Genomic DNA, 20390 nt, shown 5'->3' with positions numbered 1-20390 from the left:
CATGGCAGAAGAAAACAAAGAAGTTGAAGTTACAAAAGAAGAGGAAGTTGAAGTTACAGCGGAAGAAGTTGAAGCAACGACTGAAACAGAAGAACAAACGCTAACTGTTGAACAACAACTACAAGCAAAAGTAGACGAATTACAAAGTCGTCTTGAGGAAGAAGAAGCAAAATATCTTCGCTTGCTTGCAGATATGGACAATATGCGTCGCCGTCAAACAACAGAGCGTGAAGCGGCACAAAAATACCGTGCACAATCACTTGTGACGGATTTACTTCCTGTGTTAGATAATTTTGAACGCGCGCTCCAAGTCGAAGCAACGACTGAGGAAGCAACTTCAATTGTAAAAGGTGTAGAAATGGTTTACCGTTCATTACTTGAAGCGGTTAATAAAGAAGGCGTGGAAGTTATTCCAGCAGAAGGCGAAACCTTTGACCCTAACGTGCATCAAGCCGTAATGCAAGAAGCGGATGCAGACAAGCCATCGGGCATTGTACTGCGCGAAATGCAAAAAGGGTATAAATTAAAAGACCGTGTCATTCGTCCATCAATGGTATCAGTAAACGAATAACTACGCGGGCTGACCAACAACTTGCAGCATAATAAAAAAGTTGAGAGCGAAATGCGCGACAACTTTCATTTGATAAAATATACTAAAAGCATACAAATCTTAGGAGGAAACAAATTATGAGTAAAATTATTGGTATTGACTTAGGAACAACAAACTCTTGCGTATCTGTTTTAGAAGGTGGCCAACCAGTCATCGTAGCTAACCCAGAAGGTAACCGTACAACACCTTCAGTAGTAGCATTTAAAAATGGCGAGCGCCAAGTTGGTGAAGTTGCAAAACGTCAATCCGTTACAAACCCAAACACAATTATGTCAATCAAATCTAAAATGGGTTCTAATGAAAAAGTAACAATTGAAGATAAAGAATACTCACCACAAGAAGTATCAGCTATGATTCTGCAATACCTTAAAGGTTTCGCAGAAGACTACTTAGGCGAAAAAGTAACAAAAGCTGTAATTACAGTACCAGCTTACTTCAGTGATGCACAGCGTCAAGCAACAAAAGACGCAGGTACAATCGCAGGTCTTGAAGTAGAACGTATTATTAACGAGCCAACAGCAGCAGCACTTGCTTACGGTTTAGAAAAACAAGACGAAGATCAAAAAATCTTAGTTTATGACCTTGGTGGCGGTACGTTTGACGTATCTATCCTTGAACTTGGCGACGGCGTATTTGAAGTACTAGCAACAGCTGGTGACAATAAATTAGGCGGCGACAACTTTGATGATAAAGTAATCGACTACTTAGTAGCAGAGTTTAAAAAAGAAAACGGCATTGACCTTTCTAAAGATAAAATGGCGATGCAACGTCTTAAAGACGCAGCAGAAAAAGCGAAAAAAGACTTATCTGGCGTAATGTCAGCAGACGTTTCACTTCCATTCATTACAGCGGGTGCAGACGGTCCATTACACTTAGAAGTAAAATTAACACGTGCTAAATTTGACGAGTTAACACAAGATTTAGTAGAACGTACAATTGGTCCAGTACGTCAAGCACTTAAAGACGCTGGTCTTTCAGCTTCAGAATTAGACCAAGTTATTTTAGTTGGTGGTTCTACACGTATTCCTGCAGTACAAGATGCAGTACAAAAAGAAACAGGCAAAGAGCCACATAAAGGCGTAAACCCAGACGAAGTAGTAGCAATGGGTGCGGCAGTACAAGGTGGCGTATTAACAGGCGACGTACAAGACGTAGTATTACTTGACGTAACACCACTTTCTTTAGGTATCGAAACAATGGGTGGCGTGTTCACAAAATTAATCGAGCGTAACACAACAATCCCAACGTCTAAATCACAAGTATTCTCTACAGCAGCGGATAACCAACCAGCCGTAGACATTCACGTATTACAAGGTGAGCGCCCAATGGCAGCAGACAACAAAACATTAGGTCGCTTCCAATTAACAGATATTCCTGCAGCGCCACGTGGTGTACCACAAATCGAAGTAACTTTCGACATTGACAAAAACGGTATCGTTTCAGTTAAAGCGAAAGACTTAGGTACACAAAAAGAACAAACGATCACAATCCAATCTGATTCTGGTTTAACAGAAGAAGATATCGAGCGCATGGTAAAAGAAGCGGAAGCTAACGCTGAAGCAGATGCGAAACGTAAAGAAGCAGCAGACGTACGTAACGAAGCGGACCAAATGGTATTCCAAGTTGATAAAACAATTACAGACTTAGGCGAAAACATCAACGAAGAAGAGAAAAAGTCTGTTGAAGACGCACGTGATGAGTTAAAAGCAGCACTTGAAGGCGACGATACAGACGCAATCAAAGCAGCGAAAGAAAAATTAGATGGCATTTTACAACCACTTGTTATGAAAATGTATGAGCAAGCAGCAGCAGCTCAACAAGCAGCACAAGGTGGCGAACAACCACAAGGTGGTCAAGATGATGACATCATCGATGCTGACTTCACTGAAGTAAAAGACGAAGACAAAAAATAATAGAGCTTAAAAAAGCCAAAGACCGCTTGCGGCTTTGGCTTTTCTCTTGATACAATGAAATCTATGTTAAAGAATCGGAGTGTGAACTATGGCAAAACGCGACTATTATGAAGTGCTAGGCGTTGACAAGTCGGCGTCAAAGGACGAAATTAAAAAAGCGTATCGTAAATTATCAAAAAAATACCACCCAGATATTAATAAAGAAGCGGGTGCAGACGAAAAATTTAAAGAAATCGCTGAAGCGTATGAAGTGTTAAGCGATGACCAAAAGAAAGCAAACTATGATCAATTCGGTCATGACGGTCCACAATTTGGTGGCGGTGGTGGCGGTGGTGGCTTTGGTGGTGGCGGCTTTGGCGGCTTCGATGACATCTTTAGCTCATTCTTTGGTGGCGGCGGACGCCGTGACCCGAATGCACCACGTCAAGGCGATGATCTTCAATACCGCATGGACATCTCATTTGAAGATGCGGTGTTCGGCGTAGAGCGTGAGTTTGAAGTAACAAAAGAAGAAGAATGTTCAACTTGTCATGGCTCTGGTGCAAAACCAGGAACACAGCCAACAACATGTTCACACTGTAACGGGGCAGGCGAAATTAACCAAGCGGTTGATACACCATTTGGCCGTATGATGAATCGTCAAACTTGTCGCTACTGCGGCGGTACAGGTAAAGAAATTAAAGAAAAATGTACAACATGTCACGGTTCAGGTACGGTAAATCGTCGTAAAAAAATTAAAATTACAATCCCAGCAGGTGTGGACGATGGTCAACAACTTCGTGTATCAGGCGAAGGTGCACCAGGTGTCAACGGTGGACCAGCGGGTGATTTATACGTTGTATTCCGCGTAAAGCGTCATGAGTACTTTGACCGCGACGGCGATGATATTTTATACAACTTAAATATTTCCTTCCCACGTGCAGCACTAGGTGGCACAGTAGAAGTACCAACTATCCATGGCACAGTGGAATTAAAAATCCCAGCAGGTACACAATCAGGCAAACGCTTCCGTTTACGAGGCAAAGGTGTGAAAAACGTACACGGCTACGGTACAGGTGACCAAAATATTACCGTACATGTACAAACGCCAACTAAATTAACAGAGCGTCAAAAAGAATTATTAAAAGAACTAGCTGAAATCGAAGGCGACGGGGCAACTAACGAAGGTGGCTCATTCTTCGATAAGGTGAAAAATAAGTTTAAATAACCGTAAGTATTGTTCACAACATGAAGCCATTCACATGTAGAGGGTGTTGCATAAGCACCCTCTCTTTTTGTGCATTATGGTAAACTACAAAAGACAAAACATAGAGGAGTTGTTGTACATGCAATGGACAGAAATCGCAATTCACACAACACATGAAGCGGTAGAGGCAGTGTCCTATATTCTAGAACAAGCAGGCGCAAGCGGAGTCGTAATTGAAGACGCTACAGATTTAACGAAAGAGCGCGAGGATATGTACGGTGAAATGTATGCACTCGATGCTAATGATTTCCCAGCAGAGGGCGTTATTGTAAAAGCGTACTTATCAGAAGAGAAAGCAACAGCAGACAACTTTGCACAAATTAAAGCAGCCGTAACTAACTTAACAAGCTTTGGTTTAGCGATTGGCAAAAACGAAGTAACGATTACAGAAGTACATGAGGAAGACTGGGCAAATGCGTGGAAGCAATACTATCACCCTGTGCGTATTTCGGAGCGTTTTACTGTAGTACCTTCATGGGAAGTATACGAAAAACAACAAGATAATGAACTCATCATTGAGCTTGATCCAGGTATGGCATTTGGTACAGGTACGCACCCTACAACCGTGCTTTGCTTGCAATCTCTAGAAAAATACCTACAGCCTAATGAAGAAGTAGTAGACATCGGCACTGGTTCAGGCGTATTGTCAATTGGTGCAGCGTTACTTGGTGCTAAAACAGTACATGCGCTAGATTTAGATGAAGTTGCGGTACGTTCGGCACGTGAAAATATTGCCTTAAATAAAGTAGACCACCTTATTGAAGTACATCACGGCAATTTATTAGATACAGTAGAAAAACCAGCTGACGTAGTAGTCGCTAATATTTTAGCAGATATTATTTTATCCTTTACCGACGATGCGTTTAAAGTGGTAAAGCCAGGCGGTTTATATATTACTTCTGGTATCATTGGTGCAAAACGCGCAGAAGTCGAGCAAGGTTTAGTAAAATCAGGCTTTGTGTTAGTCGAAACAATGGAAATGGAAGACTGGGTAGCCATTACGGCACGTAAGCCAGAGTAGGAGAGAAGCAAGGTGCAACGTTATTTTAATGACACAACTACAATTTGCGGTGAAGATGCCCGCCATATTACGCGCGTGATGCGTCAAGCAGTTGGTGATGAAATTATCGTCGTAATGCAAGGTGTGGCACAGGTTTGTGAAATTACAGCAATAGGTGAAGACGTAGAAGTACAGCCGACAGGGCGCACGATTCCTTCGCCTGAAATGCCTGTTGAAGTGACAATTGCTTGTGGCTTGCCTAAAGGCGACAAATTAGAGCTGATTGCCCAAAAGGGTACAGAGTTAGGGATGCATACCTTATTGCCATTTGAGGCGAAGCGTTCGATTGTTAAATGGGATGCTAAAAAAGGCGGTAAAAAAACAGAGCGCCTGCAAAAAATTGCAAAAGAAGCGGCAGAGCAGTCGCACCGCACGCACATCCCAGCTGTACAAAATCCTGTTAGCTTTAAGCAATTATTAGCAGAAGTAAGCAAATATGATATGGTTTTTATTGCTGATGAAGAAGAGGCAAAGCTCACTGAGCGCGTGAGCTTTAAGCAAGTTTTACAAGCGACAGAAGCTAAAACAATGCTATTTGTATTTGGCCCAGAGGGTGGTATTGCTAGGGAAGAAGCAGAGGCTCTACGCGCTGCGGGTGCACAAACGATGTCACTAGGACCGCGTATTTTACGTGCAGAAACCGCGCCGCTTTATGCGCTCGCTGCCCTGTCGTATGAGCTAGAGTAACAGAGGAAGTCGCCTATCGCGATTTCCTTTTTTCGTCTAGCGCATTCCTCTAAATTTTGAGATACTACTAAGTAGAGTTTATACGTATTGGAGGACGTTATGAAAAAAGTTGCTGTAATTCAAGATCTTTCTTCGTTTGGCAAGTGTTCGCTAACTGCCGCGATTCCCGTATTATCGGTAATGGGCGTGCAGCCTAATCCGCTTCCGACTGCGGTGTTATCGGCTCAAACGGATTATCCGAGCTTTTTTTACGAAGATTTAACGACAAAAATGCCATATTTCACCGAGGAATGGCAAAAAATGAACGTAACATTCGATGGCATTTATACCGGTTTTGTAACGGGACGCGAGCAAATCGACAATATTTTCGCATTTTTGCAAACGTTCGCGCAGCCTAATACCTTCCTATTAGTGGATCCAGTAATGGGGGACCGCGGGGAGGCGTATAAATTGTTTACGGAAGATATGTTAGCGCGCATGCGAGCGTTGGTAGCGCAAGCCTCTGTTATTACGCCTAATGTTACAGAGTGTTGCTTATTAACAGGATTGTCCTATGAAAAATTATATCGCTATAAGGGTAGCGACTTTATGCAAGCCTTAACAGAAGTAGGGCAACAACTTCAACAAACGACAAAAGCTGACGTTATTATTACCGGGGTAACGCCGCCTACTGAACAAACGATTGGTAATTTATATATTAATGCGAATCATACGTTATGTCGTATGGTACCGTTTAACGGTAAAAACTACTCAGGTACGGGTGATTTATTTGCCTCTGTTATCGTAGGTGGTGTGATGCGAGGGATGACGGTAGACGCAGCGATTCAACTTGCTGAAACCTTCTTAATACAAGCGATTACAGCTACGACACAAGCGCAAACGAAAGAGGTTGAGGGCGTACAATTTGAGCGCTATTTACACTTGTTGCTGTAAGTGGGGGAATAATTGGCATTTGCTAAAAATTTACTGTAAAGTAAGTGGTAAAGGATGGAGGGAATCATCGTGCTTGATATTTTACGTAAAATCCAAACACATCTTATTATCAATAGTATTATTTTTATTATTGTAGGTAGCTTTATTTTAGCGAGCCCTAAAACAGCATATGACGTGATGATTATTATTGTAGCATCGTATTTTCTCGTGACAGGTATCATTCGCATTGTCACGGCACTTTATCATCGTAAATATGACCAAGGTATGATGGGTTCACTGGTGTTAGCCACGCTTTACATAGTAGCTGCGGTACTGCTTTATACGTTAGCAGATGACATGATTAAAGTAATTCCTTATTTAATTGGTTTTGTTATTTTAATCGTTGGGGTAAGTCACTTAGTGAATACGATCAGTTTCCGAACGTTTTTCCCCGTTAATAAAATGCCATTTTATATTTACAGCATAGTATTGATTGTCGTGTCGTTATTTTTATTAACTCGTCCGGTATCAATGCTCACATTGCTATTCCAATTCTACGGTGTAAGTTTAATCGTCATTGGGATAGTCGACTTAGCTTTACTGTTTTACTTAAAGCGAAAAATTATCATACGCTAAAAAAAGGAGAAGGTGCTGTTACGATGCACTTTCTCCTTTTTTTAATGCTAGCGTCCCAAATGCTGAAAACGCATGCGGCGCTGTATAAAAGCGGCCGTACAACGTATTAGGCTTCGTTTGGACAAGTTCGAAGACGATAGTGTTACATTTTTTAGGCATTTGCTCAGTGACTTGCTCAAAAAGATGCGCGTGCACAATGAGTTTGACACCGAGCGGATCAGTTGTTTTCATAGCTGCCATATAGCTAACTGCGAGATATTGCTCACTTGTTAACGTCAGTTTGATTTTTGTCCAGGTTTGGCTTACTTCTAACGTGAGTTGATGTGTTTGTTGTGTTGACGTTGTGTAACTGCCATGCCACACACCAGCTAAGTTAGGTGTTTTTACAATACCGAGCGTGTGCCAACGTTTGCGTTTCCATAAGACAGAAGAAAAAATGCGTAACAACAGTAAAAAAATCGTGAAAGATGTTACGGGTATCGTAATGGTCGCAAACGGTAAATCATGTAATAAATGACTTGCAGCACTCGCGCATAAAATCGCAAATAAAGATAAGTAAAAAAAGATTTTTGTACGTTTAGCATCAATACCGTACTCGTGCACAAACGGCCTCCTTAATGGCTCGATAAGTTTAAAAAACCTTCGCCAAATACATCACGCACATCATGAATCGTAATGAAAGCGCTCGGATCAATTTCTTGAACGAATGCTTTTAATTTAACGATTTCTTGGTTGCTAATAATGATGTAGAGCACATTTTTTTCGGCTTTCGTATAATAACCATAGCCGGATAACACCGTGACGCCACGGTTCATTTTATACGTAACTTGCTCTGCAATTGCAGCATGTTCATTGGAAATAATCGTTACCGCTTTTTTACGGTTAAAGCCTTCGATGACAAGCTCCATAGCTTTTGTGCCAACGTATAACATAACGATAGTTAGCATAACAGCTTCTAAGCCAATCACGAAGTAGGAAGCGGCTACGACGATTAAATCAAAAAATAATAGCGCATAGCTAACGCTCCAGCCTAAATATTTACTCGCGATTTTAGCTAAAATGGTAGATCCTGCTGTAGAGCCACCAACGCGAATAATAAGCCCGATACCAACACCAGAAAACATACCACCAAAAATGGCACTTAAAATACGCTCATCTGAAATAACATGCCAATTTTCTGTTAGATGTAAAAAAATTGATAATAAGAAAATAACAATAATCGTATAAATCACCATTTTACGATTTAAAAATTTGTAGCCAATGATGAGTAAAATACCATTTAAAACGAAGCTGACAACGCTTGGGGGCCATTCAAATAAGTAATACGCAATAATTGTAATACCCGTAACCCCGCCTTCACCTAAACCATTAGGAATAGCAAATAAATTGACGGCTAACGCGAAAATGAACGAACCAATAATTAGCATGGTCAAGTCTTTGAGGAAGTCCTTCATTTTCCCACCTTCTTTCTATATATTCTCTTTTACTATAACGTATTTACGAACAGAATAAACCTAAAAAAACAATTTGCGGCAAGTGCCACAAATTGTTGGGTCATTAATGGTGAAGCATGTCGTGTACAATATCTTCTTTTGTCATCGCGCTCGGGAAGTACGTAGGCCAGTGCGTCACTTCTTCTAATAGCGCAGCGCGATCATCTCCCCAATATAAATGGAAGTGACCTGACTTCTCAGGTGCAATAATATGGTCGCTAAATTGAATGAACTTCGGTACGCCCGCTTCATCGCCAAGCTGTTTAAAAATATAGCGAACCCCGCGGTTACCTTTGTCATACGTCAAAATTTCGTACCCGTCATAAGCAAATTTACCAGCGTGCGCATGGCCGTGATCGTAAAATGTTACGGTATCACCTTCTATTGTAATGCGCTCAGTCGTCGTTTGATAGCCTGCGTCATAATACGCTTTAAATTCCTCAGGTGTTTTTGAGCTGTCATGCGCTGCTTTATGTTCAAAAACCTCGTCTAACGAGCCGTCAATAAGCAGGGGATAAATGGATTGCCAATCACCCTCCCAATCAGCGAGCGTGCGGTCTTTAACATCGCTATCTTCAAAATAACCTTGAGCAACGCCTTTGTTTTCTTCGTGCGTGTGTTCATGTTTATGTTCGGCTGCTTGCTCTGTTGCTTTTTCTGTAGACTCCTCAACTTTAGGTGCTGATTGCCCACAGCCTACAAGTAAGGCACTGAGTGCCAATGCGCTTACACATGCTACGTATTTTTTCATGTTGGTTCCTCCTAAAAAGTAATCATTACGCTTTATGAGTATAAAACGCGACAGTGATCGTTGTCAACATAAAAAGTAATGATTACGTTTTGTGAGCAGTGTAGGCATTTGTTTGTTGTTATTCCGTGCTATTTACTTTACTATTAAGTAGCAGTTTTACATGAGAAGGAGAGAGCAAAGCGTGAAGAAAGGCAATCCGTGGGCATTGCTCCCATTTGCTGTGTTTTTACTATTATTTATTGGTGCGGGCATTGTACTAAAGGATTTTTATGCTTTCCCTGTCATTGTTGCGATTTTGATAGCAGCGATTGTAGCTATAGCGATGAATCATAAACAATCTTTTACTAAAAAAATTGATATTTTTTGTCAAGGTGCGGGCAATAGTAATGTGATGTTAATGGCTTTTATTTTCCTATTAGCAGGCGCATTTTCAAGTGTAGCAAAAGGAATGGGCGCTGTTGATGCGACGGTAAATTTTGCCCTCGCTATTATTCCAGAAAACTTTTTAATTATCGGGCTCTTTATTATTGCCTGTTTTATTTCACTTGCGATGGGAACATCAGTAGGTACAATTGTGGCACTCGTGCCAATTGGTTTGGGGATTAGCGAACATACGGGGCTAGCGGTAGCGCTAATAACGGCAGCGATTATTGGCGGTGCGATGTTTGGGGATAATTTGTCGATTATTTCGGATACGACAATTACAGCCGTGCGTACGCAAGGTGCACAAATGAAAGATAAGTTCCGGGTTAATTTTTGGATTGTGCTACCCGCAGCACTTATTACGAGTGTGATTTTCGGCGTGTTGACATGGGGCGAAGCGGCACCGATTGCGTACGCGGACTATAGCGTGCTAAAAATTATGCCCTACCTTATTGTGATTATCTTAGCGCTGATGGGCATAAACGTATTTTTAGTATTAACACTAGGCATTACGCTAGCAGGTGTTGTAGGGCTAATAGACGGCAGTTATACGTTAATGGCGATTGTGCAACAAGTTGGCGATGGTATGGCAAGCATGTATAATATGGCCTTTTTGGCAATTTTAATTGCAGGCATGGTAGAGCTAATCAAATTTAATGGCGGCATTGAATTTATTTTGCAGGCGATTATGAAGCGTATTTCGACTAGTAAAGGTGCGGAATTTGGTATTGCAGCACTCGTTGCCCTTACGAATTTAGCTACTGCTAATAATACGATTGCTATTTTAATCGCGGGCCCACTGGCAAAAGACATTGCGACAAAGTATGCGATTGAGCCGCGTAAGGCTGCGAGTTTATTAGATGTCTTTTCGTGTATGGTACAAGGCGTATTACCGTACGGTGCACAATTTTTAGTAGCGGCAAGTTTAGCCGGCATTTCGCCACTCAGCATATTACCGTATTCTTTTTATCCTGTATTAATTGGTGTATGTGGTGTTATTGCTATTATGATTGGCTATCCTAAAAAAACGTTCAGCTAAATGAAGTAGCTGAACGTTTTTCTATTGAGGTGATGCTCGCTTAATTTTAGCAGGTGTAAAGAGATGGTATTGATTTTTTTGTATTACATGTTGTTCAATAGTGCGAGCCTCTGTTTCATCACTGTATTTGTTAAAGCTCTCTTTTTTCCATTACGCTTTTTATATGCAGGAGGCGTAACGTAATTATCTGTGATGGGTAAATTCCTTGTGTCACGTTGTCTAGCTGCTAGATCTTGCTCAATGTATTTTTTATGGTCGGAATTTTTACGAACATCGAGGTTTATTATAAAGAAACCCATCTCTTAACAGTACGAGAGATGGGCTTGTTTTTTATGAAATGTATTAATAATCAATACCAAAGATGCAATTTTCATAGGTCCAAGCGATGATTTCGCTAGCGTCATTACTTTCATAAAAGGCTGATAATAATTCATTCCATTTTTCTAAGTGTGTCTCGTCAATATGCAACACACCATTACCATTTAATAGCATGATATAGTTGGTGGCAATTAGCGCAGATCGCTTATTACCATCCCAAAAGATTTGTGTACGCATTGCATAATACATATACTTCAACGCTCGATGTGTTGTAGAAAGTGTTTCGTCTTGCAAAATTGCATGAATGGTTGCGACTACTTCGCTTTCTACAGGGATAGAAGGCTGATAATTTACACCATGTATACCTACGTTACCATTGCGTACAACACCCCATGCTAAGGATTCGTTGTAGGAAACAAAGGAATTAATCTTTTTCGCAATATCAATTGAAAAAGGTGCGGTTTCGTTAAGAATATACTGATAAGCATTTTTTAAGTTTAGAATAATTTGGATATCATCAATACTAACTCCACTGACGCTCATGCCTTCTACAATTGTTTTCGTTTGAGGGAATGTGGTGTTCACTTTTTCTAAGCGAGAGTTAGCATGAATCAGAGAGACCAAAGACTTTTTCAAAAGAAAACGTGATTCACGTTCAGTTAGTTCATATTTATTTTTTAATATCATGTTATTCATCCTTTTGTGGGTATTCATACGTATTCAACACGGGATCGCTATAATAATCTTCTTTGAGTTGTTCGATTTTTTGTTCGATATCATATAGCTTGTCTAAAAACTCTTGTTTCTTAGTATGTTTGATTTCGCCTTGGTGTTCTAAATAGAAGCGAATAGCTGTGCGAATATGTTTAGATTGATGGCGTTCTGGCAAGCTCATCAACCAATCATGGATGTCTTTATCTTTATCTGAGTTATACATAAACCCTTTACGAATCTGATTATTCAGCGTAAGCCCTCCTTCAATTACTTTCATCATATCATCATCTCCCTAAATTTTGTAGAATGTCTGGCGCGCTAATATAACGGTTTTCTTCATTTCGTTTATTTTCTGCTGTAGTAGCCCCTGAAGGTGAAGATTGCTTTGCAAGTTGTGCTTCAATTGCATTTAAACGTTGCTTAATCGTTTCTATTTCTTCTTGTGACACATAGTACTCGTTGCCACTGCCTTGAGCTATCTGTGGTAGCTGCGGTTGTTCAGTATGCATAAAGTGCCGAATGGCTTTTCGGATGTATTCAGAATGCTTTCGTGCAGGCAAACCGTTTAACCATTCATGGATATCTTGATCTTCAATTGCGTTATACATAAAGCCTTTACGAATGTGATCTTCTTCAGCGTTCATTTCAATTCCTCCCTTTTACAGTACCACTAAGGGGGAAGCCGAGTGGTATTGTTTTATAGTAGACTGGCAAGTTTATAGAAACCTTCTAGATTTGCGCGTTGTGAGTCTTGAATGACAGTAATGTTAGCTTCTTTAAAAGCTTCTAGAAAATAATCCTTCACAATGTTTACGCCACCACCTGTAATGATGAATTTATCTACGCTATCTCGGTTTGTAAGTGTACGGTCTACCTCAGCTAATCGTTTATCAACGAAATCTTCAATCACTCGTTTAGCAATAACTTCAAAAGCATATTTTTTTCGTTCCGAAACTTCAGCGATACAATCCCCACGGCGGAATCCTTCATCTACGTAGGCGGGATCTAACCCTTTAATGTTATGTTGTTTTTCCAACTCTTTTGCGATGGTACGGTGTAAGTCATTCATGCCTTCATAAAACGTTTCTGACTTCTCAGGGAGACGTTTAAAGTTTTTAAAGGTGTCCATGATGGTGGTACCAGCACCAAAATCTAAAAGGGTTAAGGTGCTTGTTAGCAGCTCCTCATGGAATTGGCCCTCATTGTTCATATAAAGCTTTAAGAGCGTACCTAATGGCTGTTCGACAATGCGTACATCAGTTACGTTAATCATACGTTGTTCGCCATTACGTGTTACCACATGCTTTTGCTGAAGAAACTCTTTGAATTTGCGTTCATCTTCTGTGCCAATCTCCTGTGATGGCAGCCCCGTAACCACTACGACATCGAGTAATTCCTCATCCGTAAAATCACTTGCTAGTTCTGCCAAAATAAACGTGCAAAGTAATTTGAAACGTTTTTGTGTATAACGATCGTTATGGGTGTACGTAGCAATCAATGATTCAGGTGCTACGGCTTCCGTGATGCCTTCTCCCCAAACATACTTGGTATTGTCATCTAATTGGCTTTCGAACACCTCATAGCCTTTATTGCTGCTGCGCTTCAAAATATTGAAGATGCTGCTTGAGCCTACAGCACTTTCACGTGCAATCATGCTCGGGGCAATTACCTCTCGTTTGCTATTCATAGCTTTAACATAGCCATTACCTAAATCAAATGCGAATGCAGTTTTAGTCATCATAATTAGCTCCTTTTTATTTTATTACATACATTATAACATTAAAGTATGAAATGTTCAATAATTAATACATACAAATAATATATTGTATGTATTGTGTGTGTTGTAAATTAAAGTTGTATGCCGAAATGTATGTTATCTGTATGTTTTATACTTTTTTGTATGTCGAAATGTATGTTGTATTGTATGTTATATCGTAATTTGTATGTTTAATGTATGTCGAAAATGTGATTTCAACATACTTGTGTATGTTATCTGTATGTTTAATGTATGTCATAGCACTCCTTAGTATGTTTAATGTATGTCGTGTGTATGTTATAACGGAAATGCTCGTCCATAAGGCGTGATTTGAGTTTCAAGCGTCATAATCCAATCCATCACATTTGAAATATCAAAGCCTGCCTGTTCTAACTCAAGGGGAAAAGGTTTCTCATTGTTTGTGATGGCATACAAGTTATCAAGTGCTATGGGCATCTTGCCGAATGCATAGATGTACTGATGTTTGATCTTACCGTTTTCACGATAAGATCTTCTCAGGTAAATGTAGGTTGTATTATTTTTCTTCTTTCGCGAGAGATAGCCTGTTGGTCTATGCTGCATCATGTCAGCCCTCCTTAAAAAAATCCCCTACACGCTGTATTATCAGCTTTGTAGGGGAAATGATGTTAGTCTTGTAAAATAAAGTGTTGTTGGAACGTAGCGAAATCTGCTGTCATGAAGTGTTGTAAGGCTTCTAAAAAGACAGTAGGCGAGCTATCTTGGTGATTGCCCTGATAAATCAGCTGTTGACCTTCAATAGTTAAGACTACAGAATGGTCATTTCTGCTCATCATCGCGTATAGGGTCAGCTGCGCGCGATTATCGAAAATCTCTTTTAACGTGTACTGAACGGTCTGTAAAGAAAAGAAGTTTTGGTTCAAGTCGATGGCTATCGGAAGATTTTTACTATAATCTAATGCATGTTCCTGAAGCTTCTTTTCGTCAATGCATGGTTTACGCTGCAATGCTCGTATAAAAGGCTCTAACTCACTTGTATAGCTTTTTTTCGTGTCATTTAAGAGATACAATGCAGCATTGTGATAAATTACAACAGCAAGCTCTACATGGCCACCTGGCTGTAATGCATGTTTTTCCTCCTTTACTGTCGTGGCTTCCGTGTCTAATCCCAATAACTCGTTTACATTGAAGGGCAGGGTAACCTCAATTTCTTCTGGCTCTTCATCAATCACACGTACTTCCTCACATTTTTCTTCTTGGTTCTTCGTAGTAGTGAATCTTACTCTAATCCAAATACTATAATCTTGTGTAGACTGCGCTTCAAACAAATAAGCAGCTTCTACTGGATCGTTACTTTGCTCCTGAATAAGCTGCAATAAGTTATCCAAAACTATTACTTTAATTTGTATTTCGTCTGTTTGCGTAACTTGTCGTTTAATAATCATTTAGAGACCCCCTTTATAACATAAAAAGAGCCACTCCCAAAGGGAATAGCTCTTTATACTAGAATTGTAGCAGCATTTATTATAGAAAAAGTTTCGAAAAAGTTTTTGGAAAAATAAACTTGATAGGAGTGTTTACAAATATTCAATGATATAATATCAATAATTTGTTTGAAGGGAGTTATCAAAAGATGTTAAAAATTAACGAACGAGGACGAGGTAAATTTAAACCAGCCCCCGATTATGATATTAATGAAGTGAAAAAAATACTTGAAGAAAAAATACTTGAGGAAACACAGGGGCCCCACCTAATATTACGGTAGGGTATATTGAGATTAGACAATATGAAATTAATAAAGCTAGAGAAGTTTAATAAAAACGACAACAAAACAAATTTATAGTTTTTTACAGAGAGGAATGAAGTGTGTGCATACCAAAAATAATGAAGCAATTAAACAAGTACTAAAACAATTCGGAGACAAGTACTTCATTGAAGATGTAGTAAACAAAAGCAAGGTCATTCAAGATTTAGATGGGTACGATGCCCCTTTACTGGAGGCATTCATTACAAATGAAACGATTAAAAACAACTTTACAATTGATATTACAGGCAACGTTGTCATGCAGACGAACAAATTAATCGACCTCTTTGAAGCGGATGAGTACTGGCAGGATTCTTACACGAAATACTCGAAGAAAATTGGTTTGACAGCAGGTGGGAAATTTATCGATGAATCGACAGATGTCGTTTTAGACTTTCCTTACAAAGATACAGTACTGAAAGCAAGCATGAGCAAGGAAGATACGGACAAAGACGATTTACGTCCAGATGAACCCTTTTTAAATGAAGTGATTGCAAAAGAAGAAATTGATGTCTTACTCGACAAAAAGATTTTAGTCAATGCAAAAAAATACGATGAGAACGGTGTACATGACATCGACAGCTTTGATGAAAATGATAACTTAATCATGAAAGGTAATAACTTACTTGCTTTACATACGTTAAAGGAAAAGTATGCGGGGAAAGTGAAATTAATTTACATAGATCCCCCTTATAATACAGGAAATGATGGATTTAACTATAATGATCGCTTTAATCATTCAACTTGGCTTACATTTATCAAGAATAGATTAGAGGTTGCGTATAGTCTTTTGGGGCAAGATGGTTTTATTTTTGTTCAATGTGATGATAACGAACAAGCTTATTTAAAGGTTCTAATGGATGAAACATTTGGAAGAAATAATTTTATTAATGTCATTACTGTAAAAACAAAAATCGGAGGTGTATCTGGTAGTTCAGAAGGAAAAAGTATAAGGGATGCTACTGAATTTATTAATGTTTTTGCGAAAAATAAAGAACATGTAAGCATTAATCGTGTTAATACACTTACACCATTATATCAACATATACAACAGTATGTGTCGGAAGGGAAAAGTTGGAAGTACACGTCAATTATAACTGAATTATCAGGGAGAAAATTTCTAAAAGAGGTAGGAGAGTATAAGTTTTATTCGTATGATAAATTTGAAAGTAAATCAGTTGCTACATTTGCAAAAGAAAATAATATGACCGAAGAAGAAGTATATACACAGCATGCTGATAAAATCTTCCGTACTACAAACGCACAATCTAGTGTTAGACAAACTGTAATCAATGAAACAGTAAATGAGGACTTTGAAGTAGTTGAATTAGAGTATTATCCTATTAAAGGGAAAAACAAAAACAAATTAACTAAAATACTCTATAAAAATCCAAATAGAAACATGTTTATGTTTTTGTCCGATGTGGCTCCAATAATAGATGGTCAAGCATATTATACCGAGAGTATGACAACTTTATGGGAAGATATACAATACAATAACTTGTCAAAAGAAGGAGAAGTTGATTTCACAAACGGAAAGAAGCCTGAAGCATTAATTAAGCGAGTAATTGAATTATCAACAGATGAAGAAGACATTGTTTTAGATTTCTTTATGGGTTCAGGCACTACACAAGCTGTTGCACACAAGATGAATCGTCGTTATATTGGGGTCGAGCAGATGGACTACATAAATAAAACCACAGTTCCAAGAATTCAAAAAGTTATTAAAGGTGAGCAAAATGGGATTTCTAAAGATGTTGATTGGCAAGGTGGCGGTTCTTTTGTTTACGTGGAATTAATGGAGAAGAACAGAGGTTTCCTTACTTCTATTCAAAATGCCGAAACAACGACAGAACTTCAAGATGTGTTCACTTTCATGTTAGAAGAAGCAGAAATTGATTTTAGAGTGGATTTAGAAAAAGTGAAAGAAACTTTGTTTGAAAAATCATTGAGTGAACAAAAGAAAACACTGATTAAAATCATCGACAAGAATCAACTTTACTACAACTATTCTGAAATAGACGATCAAAACGTTCGGGATTTAATTTCTGACAATGATTACTCCTTTAACAAAAGCTTTTACAGTGAAGGGGATGAATGATCGTGACGAAAAAGAAAAAACAATTACCCTTACCTCTCTATGATGAGGTTAAACACTTAAATGAAAGTTTATTTAACGACCAGCTCGATTGGGATACACCTGATTATTTGTCAAAGAACATGGTACATACATTTAGATACTACCAGGACGCTGCCTTACGTTTCTTCCATTACTCACAGACGGATGAAACTTTTCGTTTTAGAAATGTAAATCATGTGCTTTTTAACATGGCAACGGGTAGTGGGAAAACCGATCTCATGGCAGGACTCATTCTCTACTTGTACCAAGAACATGGTTACCAAAACTTTCTTTTCCTAGTTAATACGAATGGTGTTTTAAATAAGACGATCGATAACCTGACCAATCAAGCTTCAGACAAGTATCTATACACACCTAACATTGAAATTGATGGGGAAAGAATTGAGATTAGACAGGTAGAAACATTCCCAAAGACACAAAGTAAGAATACGATTTACTTAAAGCTGGCAACTGTTCAACGTGTAGCAGCAGACATTTATACGCAAAAGGAAAATGCCATGGGTGAGGAAGATTACGCTAGAGACAAGATGGTCATTCTCGGTGATGAAGCTCACCACTATTCCGCTTCTACAAAGTCAGAAAAAGAAACAGAACAGTCTTGGGAAAAGGCGATCTCGACAATCCTGAACGCAAACGAAGACAATCGTTTGCTGGAATTTACAGCGACCATTGATTTAGAAAATAAGAACGTCTATGAAAAATATAAAGATAAGGTACTCTACCGCTATGCTTTAGACCGTTTCATTCAAGACAAGTACTCGAAGAATGTAAAACGAATTCAGTCGAGTAATACAGACCGAGACAACATGATGAACGTCATCCTCCTGAGTGAGTACCGTAGAAGGTATGCATTAGAGGAATATGATGTTTATATGAAACCCGTCATCATGTTTAAATCTCAACGAATTGACGCCTCGAATGAAGCACATGAACAGTTCAACAGCATAGTAGAAGAATTAACCGTTGAGTCACTACAAGCATTTTTAGAAAGACAAGCACAGATTGCTTCTGAAGATGATAGTGAAACTTTAGCACTTGCCCATGACTACTACCGTAATCATGATGATTTAGGAGCTGTTGTAAGAGACATCAAACGAGAGATGAGTCCGAACCGAATCATTAATGCCAACGATACGAGCCAATCGGGTATTTTGGAGAAAGGTCATTACGAGGCATTGAACAGCTTAGAAAGTCCAACAAACCTGTACAGGGTAATCTTTGCAGTAGCAAGACTGACAGAAGGTTGGGACGTCTTAAACCTCTTTGATATTGTGCGACTGAGTGATGATCCAAAAGCAAAAGGAACGAAAGCGACTACGATGTCAGAGGCACAGTTAATTGGACGTGGAGCAAGGTACTACCCCTTCTTACTTAATGGAGAACGTTCCTTCACAAGAAGGTTTGATGATGATAGTAAAGATAGTTTAATCATGGAGACGATTCATTATCATACAATTAATGAGCCTCAGTATTTGAAGAACTTAGTTAATGCTTTAGATGAAATGAATTTACCTACGGGTGAAGATAAGAAAAACCCATTAATTGATGTAAAAGTAAAACCTTCTTTCAAACGTACGGATGTATGGAAGTACGGAAAAGTTTTTTACAATGAAACGGTTGAAGTGGCAGATGATTATTATGATTCTTTAGAGAAGTATGGTGTGAACACGAAAAATGACGAATACATTCCTTATATATCCGCTTTAAAAGAAGTCGGCTATAAAGATACAGAAGTAAATGAAGACTATACGAATGCTTATCATGTAGCCCTTACGTTTGATGAACGTTATGTAAAAAAAGTGATAAATCGCTTATCTTTTTATCACTTTGCAAACTTAAAAAAATATATCCCACTCTTAACATCAAGGGAAGAATTTCTAGGTGAAAAATGGTTAAATATTTATAATCGGACAATTTATGTTACAATTCCAAGAACGATGGATAGTAGTATTTTGACGCCAACAGAGAAATTAAATATTTTAGAACGTTATTTTTCAGACGTCGCCAAACAAATAAAAGCTGGTTTTAGTAAACAACGTGGTACGGGTAAATTTATCGGTTATCCGATTAAAGAATATATCGGTAATTATCGTAAACGAGTACCAAATTATGATACAGGTAAAGTGTTCGGACAGAACGATCCACAAACAGTCCAACGATATGAGTTAAAAGAAGATTATTATGTGTATGACTCTGCGATTATTAACTTAACAGAAAAGCAATTAATTGACCGCCTTACAGAACGTGTGACTGAATTGAAAGAACCATACGAAGATGTGTATTTAATTCGAATGGATGAAAATATGCATAGGGAATCGGCGAAAAATAATAAGTTAAAGTTACATCAATTCGGTAGTGGTCATGACGAAGTAAATCTTGCAGGATTCCAGCCTGATTTTATTTTGTACTTGAAAAATACTGACTATTTTATTCAAATATTTATTGAGCCAAAAGGGCGTAACATTGAAGAAGAGCAATGGAAAGAAGATTTATTAATTTATATTAATGAGCATGAAGCTGAAATAATATTTGAAGAGGAAATAACCGATGTGAAAATAAAAGGTGTAAAATTTTATACCATGAATGACGGTAGAGGTACAATAAAACAATTAGGTGAGATTGCGCTAGAACAAGGGTTTAAAGGACTTAGTATTGATATATAAGAACACGCGTGTTGATTAGCCAAAATCACGTAACACTTTTTTGATAAATCATCCGAGCTGATGATAAGATTTCTTCGACGTACGTTCGCCATTCCACCGGAAGCGCATGCCAAAGAAATAGGCGTGTAAAACCTGCGAATGACAAGGAGTCTACGTCTGATTTCAATTGAATGCGGCTGTGTAAAAACTTTAATAAAACATAGGCAATTAACGCGGCGAAAAGCTGACTAAATACCGCATTTTTAG

The 20390-nt window shown here is 38.7% G+C and carries 20 protein-coding genes and 1 pseudogene; 11 read left to right on the top strand and 10 right to left on the bottom strand.

The features are described from left to right. The first annotated feature begins 1 nt into the window (after window position 1). The 7 genes from grpE to DDE80_RS09865 all read left to right on the top strand — a co-directional run bounded on the left by grpE (window position 2) and on the right by DDE80_RS09865 (window position 7064). Complete coding sequence (gene grpE / locus DDE80_RS09895; protein ID WP_108307496.1) at window positions 2–571, top strand: nucleotide exchange factor GrpE; 570 nt, start codon at window positions 2–4, stop codon at window positions 569–571. Window positions 572–687: 116 nt separating this feature from the next. Continuing rightward, complete coding sequence (dnaK, locus tag DDE80_RS09890) at window positions 688–2523, top strand: molecular chaperone DnaK (protein WP_108307495.1); 1836 nt, start codon at window positions 688–690, stop codon at window positions 2521–2523. Between the two features lie 88 nt (window positions 2524–2611). After that, window positions 2612–3730: a molecular chaperone DnaJ gene (gene dnaJ / locus DDE80_RS09885; RefSeq protein WP_108307494.1), complete on the top strand. Its 1119-nt coding sequence runs from the start codon at window positions 2612–2614 to the stop codon at window positions 3728–3730. A 118-nt stretch (window positions 3731–3848) separates the two neighbouring features. After that, window positions 3849–4790 carry a 50S ribosomal protein L11 methyltransferase gene (gene prmA, locus DDE80_RS09880; protein WP_108307493.1) on the top strand — a complete coding sequence of 314 codons (942 nt, stop codon included), beginning with the start codon at window positions 3849–3851 and terminating at the stop codon, window positions 4788–4790. Window positions 4791–4802: 12 nt separating this feature from the next. Further along, on the top strand, window positions 4803–5516 hold the full coding sequence (locus tag DDE80_RS09875; RefSeq protein WP_108307492.1) for a 16S rRNA (uracil(1498)-N(3))-methyltransferase: 714 nt from the start codon (window positions 4803–4805) through the stop codon (window positions 5514–5516). 99 nt (window positions 5517–5615) lie between these two features. After that, a complete protein-coding gene (locus DDE80_RS09870) occupies window positions 5616–6449 on the top strand; it encodes a pyridoxamine kinase (protein WP_108307491.1) in 834 nt (277 codons plus the stop codon). 69 nt (window positions 6450–6518) lie between these two features. Next, window positions 6519–7064 carry an HdeD family acid-resistance protein gene (locus tag DDE80_RS09865; RefSeq protein ID WP_161952314.1) on the top strand — a complete coding sequence of 182 codons (546 nt, stop codon included), beginning with the start codon at window positions 6519–6521 and terminating at the stop codon, window positions 7062–7064. 18 nt (window positions 7065–7082) lie between these two features. Here DDE80_RS09865 and DDE80_RS09860 read toward each other — a convergent pair whose 3' ends face one another. The 3 genes from DDE80_RS09860 to DDE80_RS09850 form a co-directional block, all read right to left on the bottom strand. Then, complete coding sequence (locus tag DDE80_RS09860) at window positions 7083–7667, bottom strand: Cap15 family cyclic dinucleotide receptor domain-containing protein (RefSeq protein WP_108307489.1); 585 nt, start codon at window positions 7665–7667, stop codon at window positions 7083–7085. A gap of 11 nt (window positions 7668–7678) precedes the next feature. Beyond that, window positions 7679–8518 carry a YitT family protein gene (locus DDE80_RS09855; protein ID WP_108307488.1) on the bottom strand — a complete coding sequence of 280 codons (840 nt, stop codon included), beginning with the start codon at window positions 8516–8518 and terminating at the stop codon, window positions 7679–7681. 103 nt (window positions 8519–8621) lie between these two features. Further along, the gene (locus DDE80_RS09850) at window positions 8622–9308 is read right to left on the bottom strand and encodes a metal-binding protein ZinT (RefSeq protein WP_108307487.1); all 687 of its coding nucleotides are present in this window, start codon (window positions 9306–9308) and stop codon (window positions 8622–8624) included. A gap of 181 nt (window positions 9309–9489) precedes the next feature. Here DDE80_RS09850 and DDE80_RS09845 point away from each other — a divergent pair, with 181 nt between their 5' ends. Then, entirely contained in the window at window positions 9490–10770 is a 1281-nt protein-coding gene (locus DDE80_RS09845; RefSeq protein ID WP_427901806.1) for a Na+/H+ antiporter NhaC family protein, read from the top strand. Between the two features lie 342 nt (window positions 10771–11112). Here DDE80_RS09845 and DDE80_RS09840 read toward each other — a convergent pair whose 3' ends face one another. The 6 genes from DDE80_RS09840 to DDE80_RS09815 all read right to left on the bottom strand — a co-directional run bounded on the left by DDE80_RS09840 (window position 11113) and on the right by DDE80_RS09815 (window position 14982). After that, on the bottom strand, window positions 11113–11775 hold the full coding sequence (locus tag DDE80_RS09840) for a Fic family protein (protein WP_108307485.1): 663 nt from the start codon (window positions 11773–11775) through the stop codon (window positions 11113–11115). A gap of 1 nt (window position 11776) precedes the next feature. Then, window positions 11777–12082: a hypothetical protein gene (locus tag DDE80_RS09835; RefSeq protein ID WP_108307484.1), complete on the bottom strand. Its 306-nt coding sequence runs from the start codon at window positions 12080–12082 to the stop codon at window positions 11777–11779. A 4-nt stretch (window positions 12083–12086) separates the two neighbouring features. Beyond that, complete coding sequence (locus DDE80_RS09830; protein ID WP_108307483.1) at window positions 12087–12446, bottom strand: hypothetical protein; 360 nt, start codon at window positions 12444–12446, stop codon at window positions 12087–12089. A gap of 53 nt (window positions 12447–12499) precedes the next feature. Next, complete coding sequence (locus DDE80_RS09825) at window positions 12500–13540, bottom strand: ParM/StbA family protein (RefSeq protein ID WP_108307482.1); 1041 nt, start codon at window positions 13538–13540, stop codon at window positions 12500–12502. A 315-nt stretch (window positions 13541–13855) separates the two neighbouring features. Beyond that, window positions 13856–14143 carry a hypothetical protein gene (locus DDE80_RS09820; protein WP_153060892.1) on the bottom strand — a complete coding sequence of 96 codons (288 nt, stop codon included), beginning with the start codon at window positions 14141–14143 and terminating at the stop codon, window positions 13856–13858. A gap of 62 nt (window positions 14144–14205) precedes the next feature. Beyond that, window positions 14206–14982 (bottom strand): hypothetical protein, encoded by a 777-nt coding sequence (locus DDE80_RS09815; protein ID WP_108307480.1) that lies wholly within the window; start codon window positions 14980–14982, stop codon window positions 14206–14208. Between the two features lie 188 nt (window positions 14983–15170). Between DDE80_RS09815 and DDE80_RS15595 the strand changes: the two genes are divergently transcribed. From DDE80_RS15595 to DDE80_RS09805, 3 genes are all read left to right on the top strand, one after another. Beyond that, the gene (locus tag DDE80_RS15595; RefSeq protein ID WP_282432392.1) at window positions 15171–15302 is read left to right on the top strand and encodes a hypothetical protein; all 132 of its coding nucleotides are present in this window, start codon (window positions 15171–15173) and stop codon (window positions 15300–15302) included. A 103-nt stretch (window positions 15303–15405) separates the two neighbouring features. Continuing rightward, on the top strand, window positions 15406–17442 hold the full coding sequence (locus DDE80_RS09810) for a site-specific DNA-methyltransferase (protein ID WP_201261523.1): 2037 nt from the start codon (window positions 15406–15408) through the stop codon (window positions 17440–17442). Next, the gene (locus DDE80_RS09805) at window positions 17439–20144 is read left to right on the top strand and encodes a DEAD/DEAH box helicase family protein (RefSeq protein WP_108307478.1); all 2706 of its coding nucleotides are present in this window, start codon (window positions 17439–17441) and stop codon (window positions 20142–20144) included. Before DDE80_RS09810 ends, DDE80_RS09805 begins: the two co-directional genes overlap by 4 nt. Window positions 20145–20169: 25 nt before the next feature. Here DDE80_RS09805 and DDE80_RS15150 read toward each other — a convergent pair. Continuing rightward, a pseudogene (locus DDE80_RS15150) lies at window positions 20170–20390 on the bottom strand (IS4 family transposase); the annotation flags it as partial.

Source organism: Metalysinibacillus jejuensis (assembly GCF_003057615.1).
Lineage (GTDB): Bacteria > Bacillota > Bacilli > Bacillales_A > Planococcaceae > Metalysinibacillus > Metalysinibacillus jejuensis.
Note: the sequence above shows the minus strand (reverse complement) of the source record. Positions and strands in the feature narration are given on the sequence as shown.

What these genes read in the sequence shown, in the direction of transcription:
- grpE (WP_108307496.1), top strand. Translation starts at nt 2, where the DNA reads ATGGCAGAAGAAAACAAAGAAGTTGAAGTTACAAAAGAAGAGGAAGTT.
- dnaK (WP_108307495.1), top strand. Translation starts at nt 688, where the DNA reads ATGAGTAAAATTATTGGTATTGACTTAGGAACAACAAACTCTTGCGTA.
- dnaJ (WP_108307494.1), top strand. Translation starts at nt 2,612, where the DNA reads ATGGCAAAACGCGACTATTATGAAGTGCTAGGCGTTGACAAGTCGGCG.
- prmA (WP_108307493.1), top strand. Translation starts at nt 3,849, where the DNA reads ATGCAATGGACAGAAATCGCAATTCACACAACACATGAAGCGGTAGAG.
- DDE80_RS09870 (WP_108307491.1), top strand. Translation starts at nt 5,616, where the DNA reads ATGAAAAAAGTTGCTGTAATTCAAGATCTTTCTTCGTTTGGCAAGTGT.
- DDE80_RS09855 (WP_108307488.1), bottom strand. Translation starts at nt 8,518, where the DNA reads ATGAAGGACTTCCTCAAAGACTTGACCATGCTAATTATTGGTTCGTTC.
- DDE80_RS09850 (WP_108307487.1), bottom strand. Translation starts at nt 9,308, where the DNA reads ATGAAAAAATACGTAGCATGTGTAAGCGCATTGGCACTCAGTGCCTTA.
- DDE80_RS09840 (WP_108307485.1), bottom strand. Translation starts at nt 11,775, where the DNA reads ATGATATTAAAAAATAAATATGAACTAACTGAACGTGAATCACGTTTT.
- DDE80_RS09835 (WP_108307484.1), bottom strand. Translation starts at nt 12,082, where the DNA reads ATGATGAAAGTAATTGAAGGAGGGCTTACGCTGAATAATCAGATTCGT.
- DDE80_RS09830 (WP_108307483.1), bottom strand. Translation starts at nt 12,446, where the DNA reads ATGAACGCTGAAGAAGATCACATTCGTAAAGGCTTTATGTATAACGCA.
- DDE80_RS09825 (WP_108307482.1), bottom strand. Translation starts at nt 13,540, where the DNA reads ATGACTAAAACTGCATTCGCATTTGATTTAGGTAATGGCTATGTTAAA.
- DDE80_RS09820 (WP_153060892.1), bottom strand. Translation starts at nt 14,143, where the DNA reads ATGATGCAGCATAGACCAACAGGCTATCTCTCGCGAAAGAAGAAAAAT.
- DDE80_RS09815 (WP_108307480.1), bottom strand. Translation starts at nt 14,982, where the DNA reads ATGATTATTAAACGACAAGTTACGCAAACAGACGAAATACAAATTAAA.
- DDE80_RS15595 (WP_282432392.1), top strand. Translation starts at nt 15,171, where the DNA reads ATGTTAAAAATTAACGAACGAGGACGAGGTAAATTTAAACCAGCCCCC.
- DDE80_RS09805 (WP_108307478.1), top strand. Translation starts at nt 17,439, where the DNA reads ATGATCGTGACGAAAAAGAAAAAACAATTACCCTTACCTCTCTATGAT.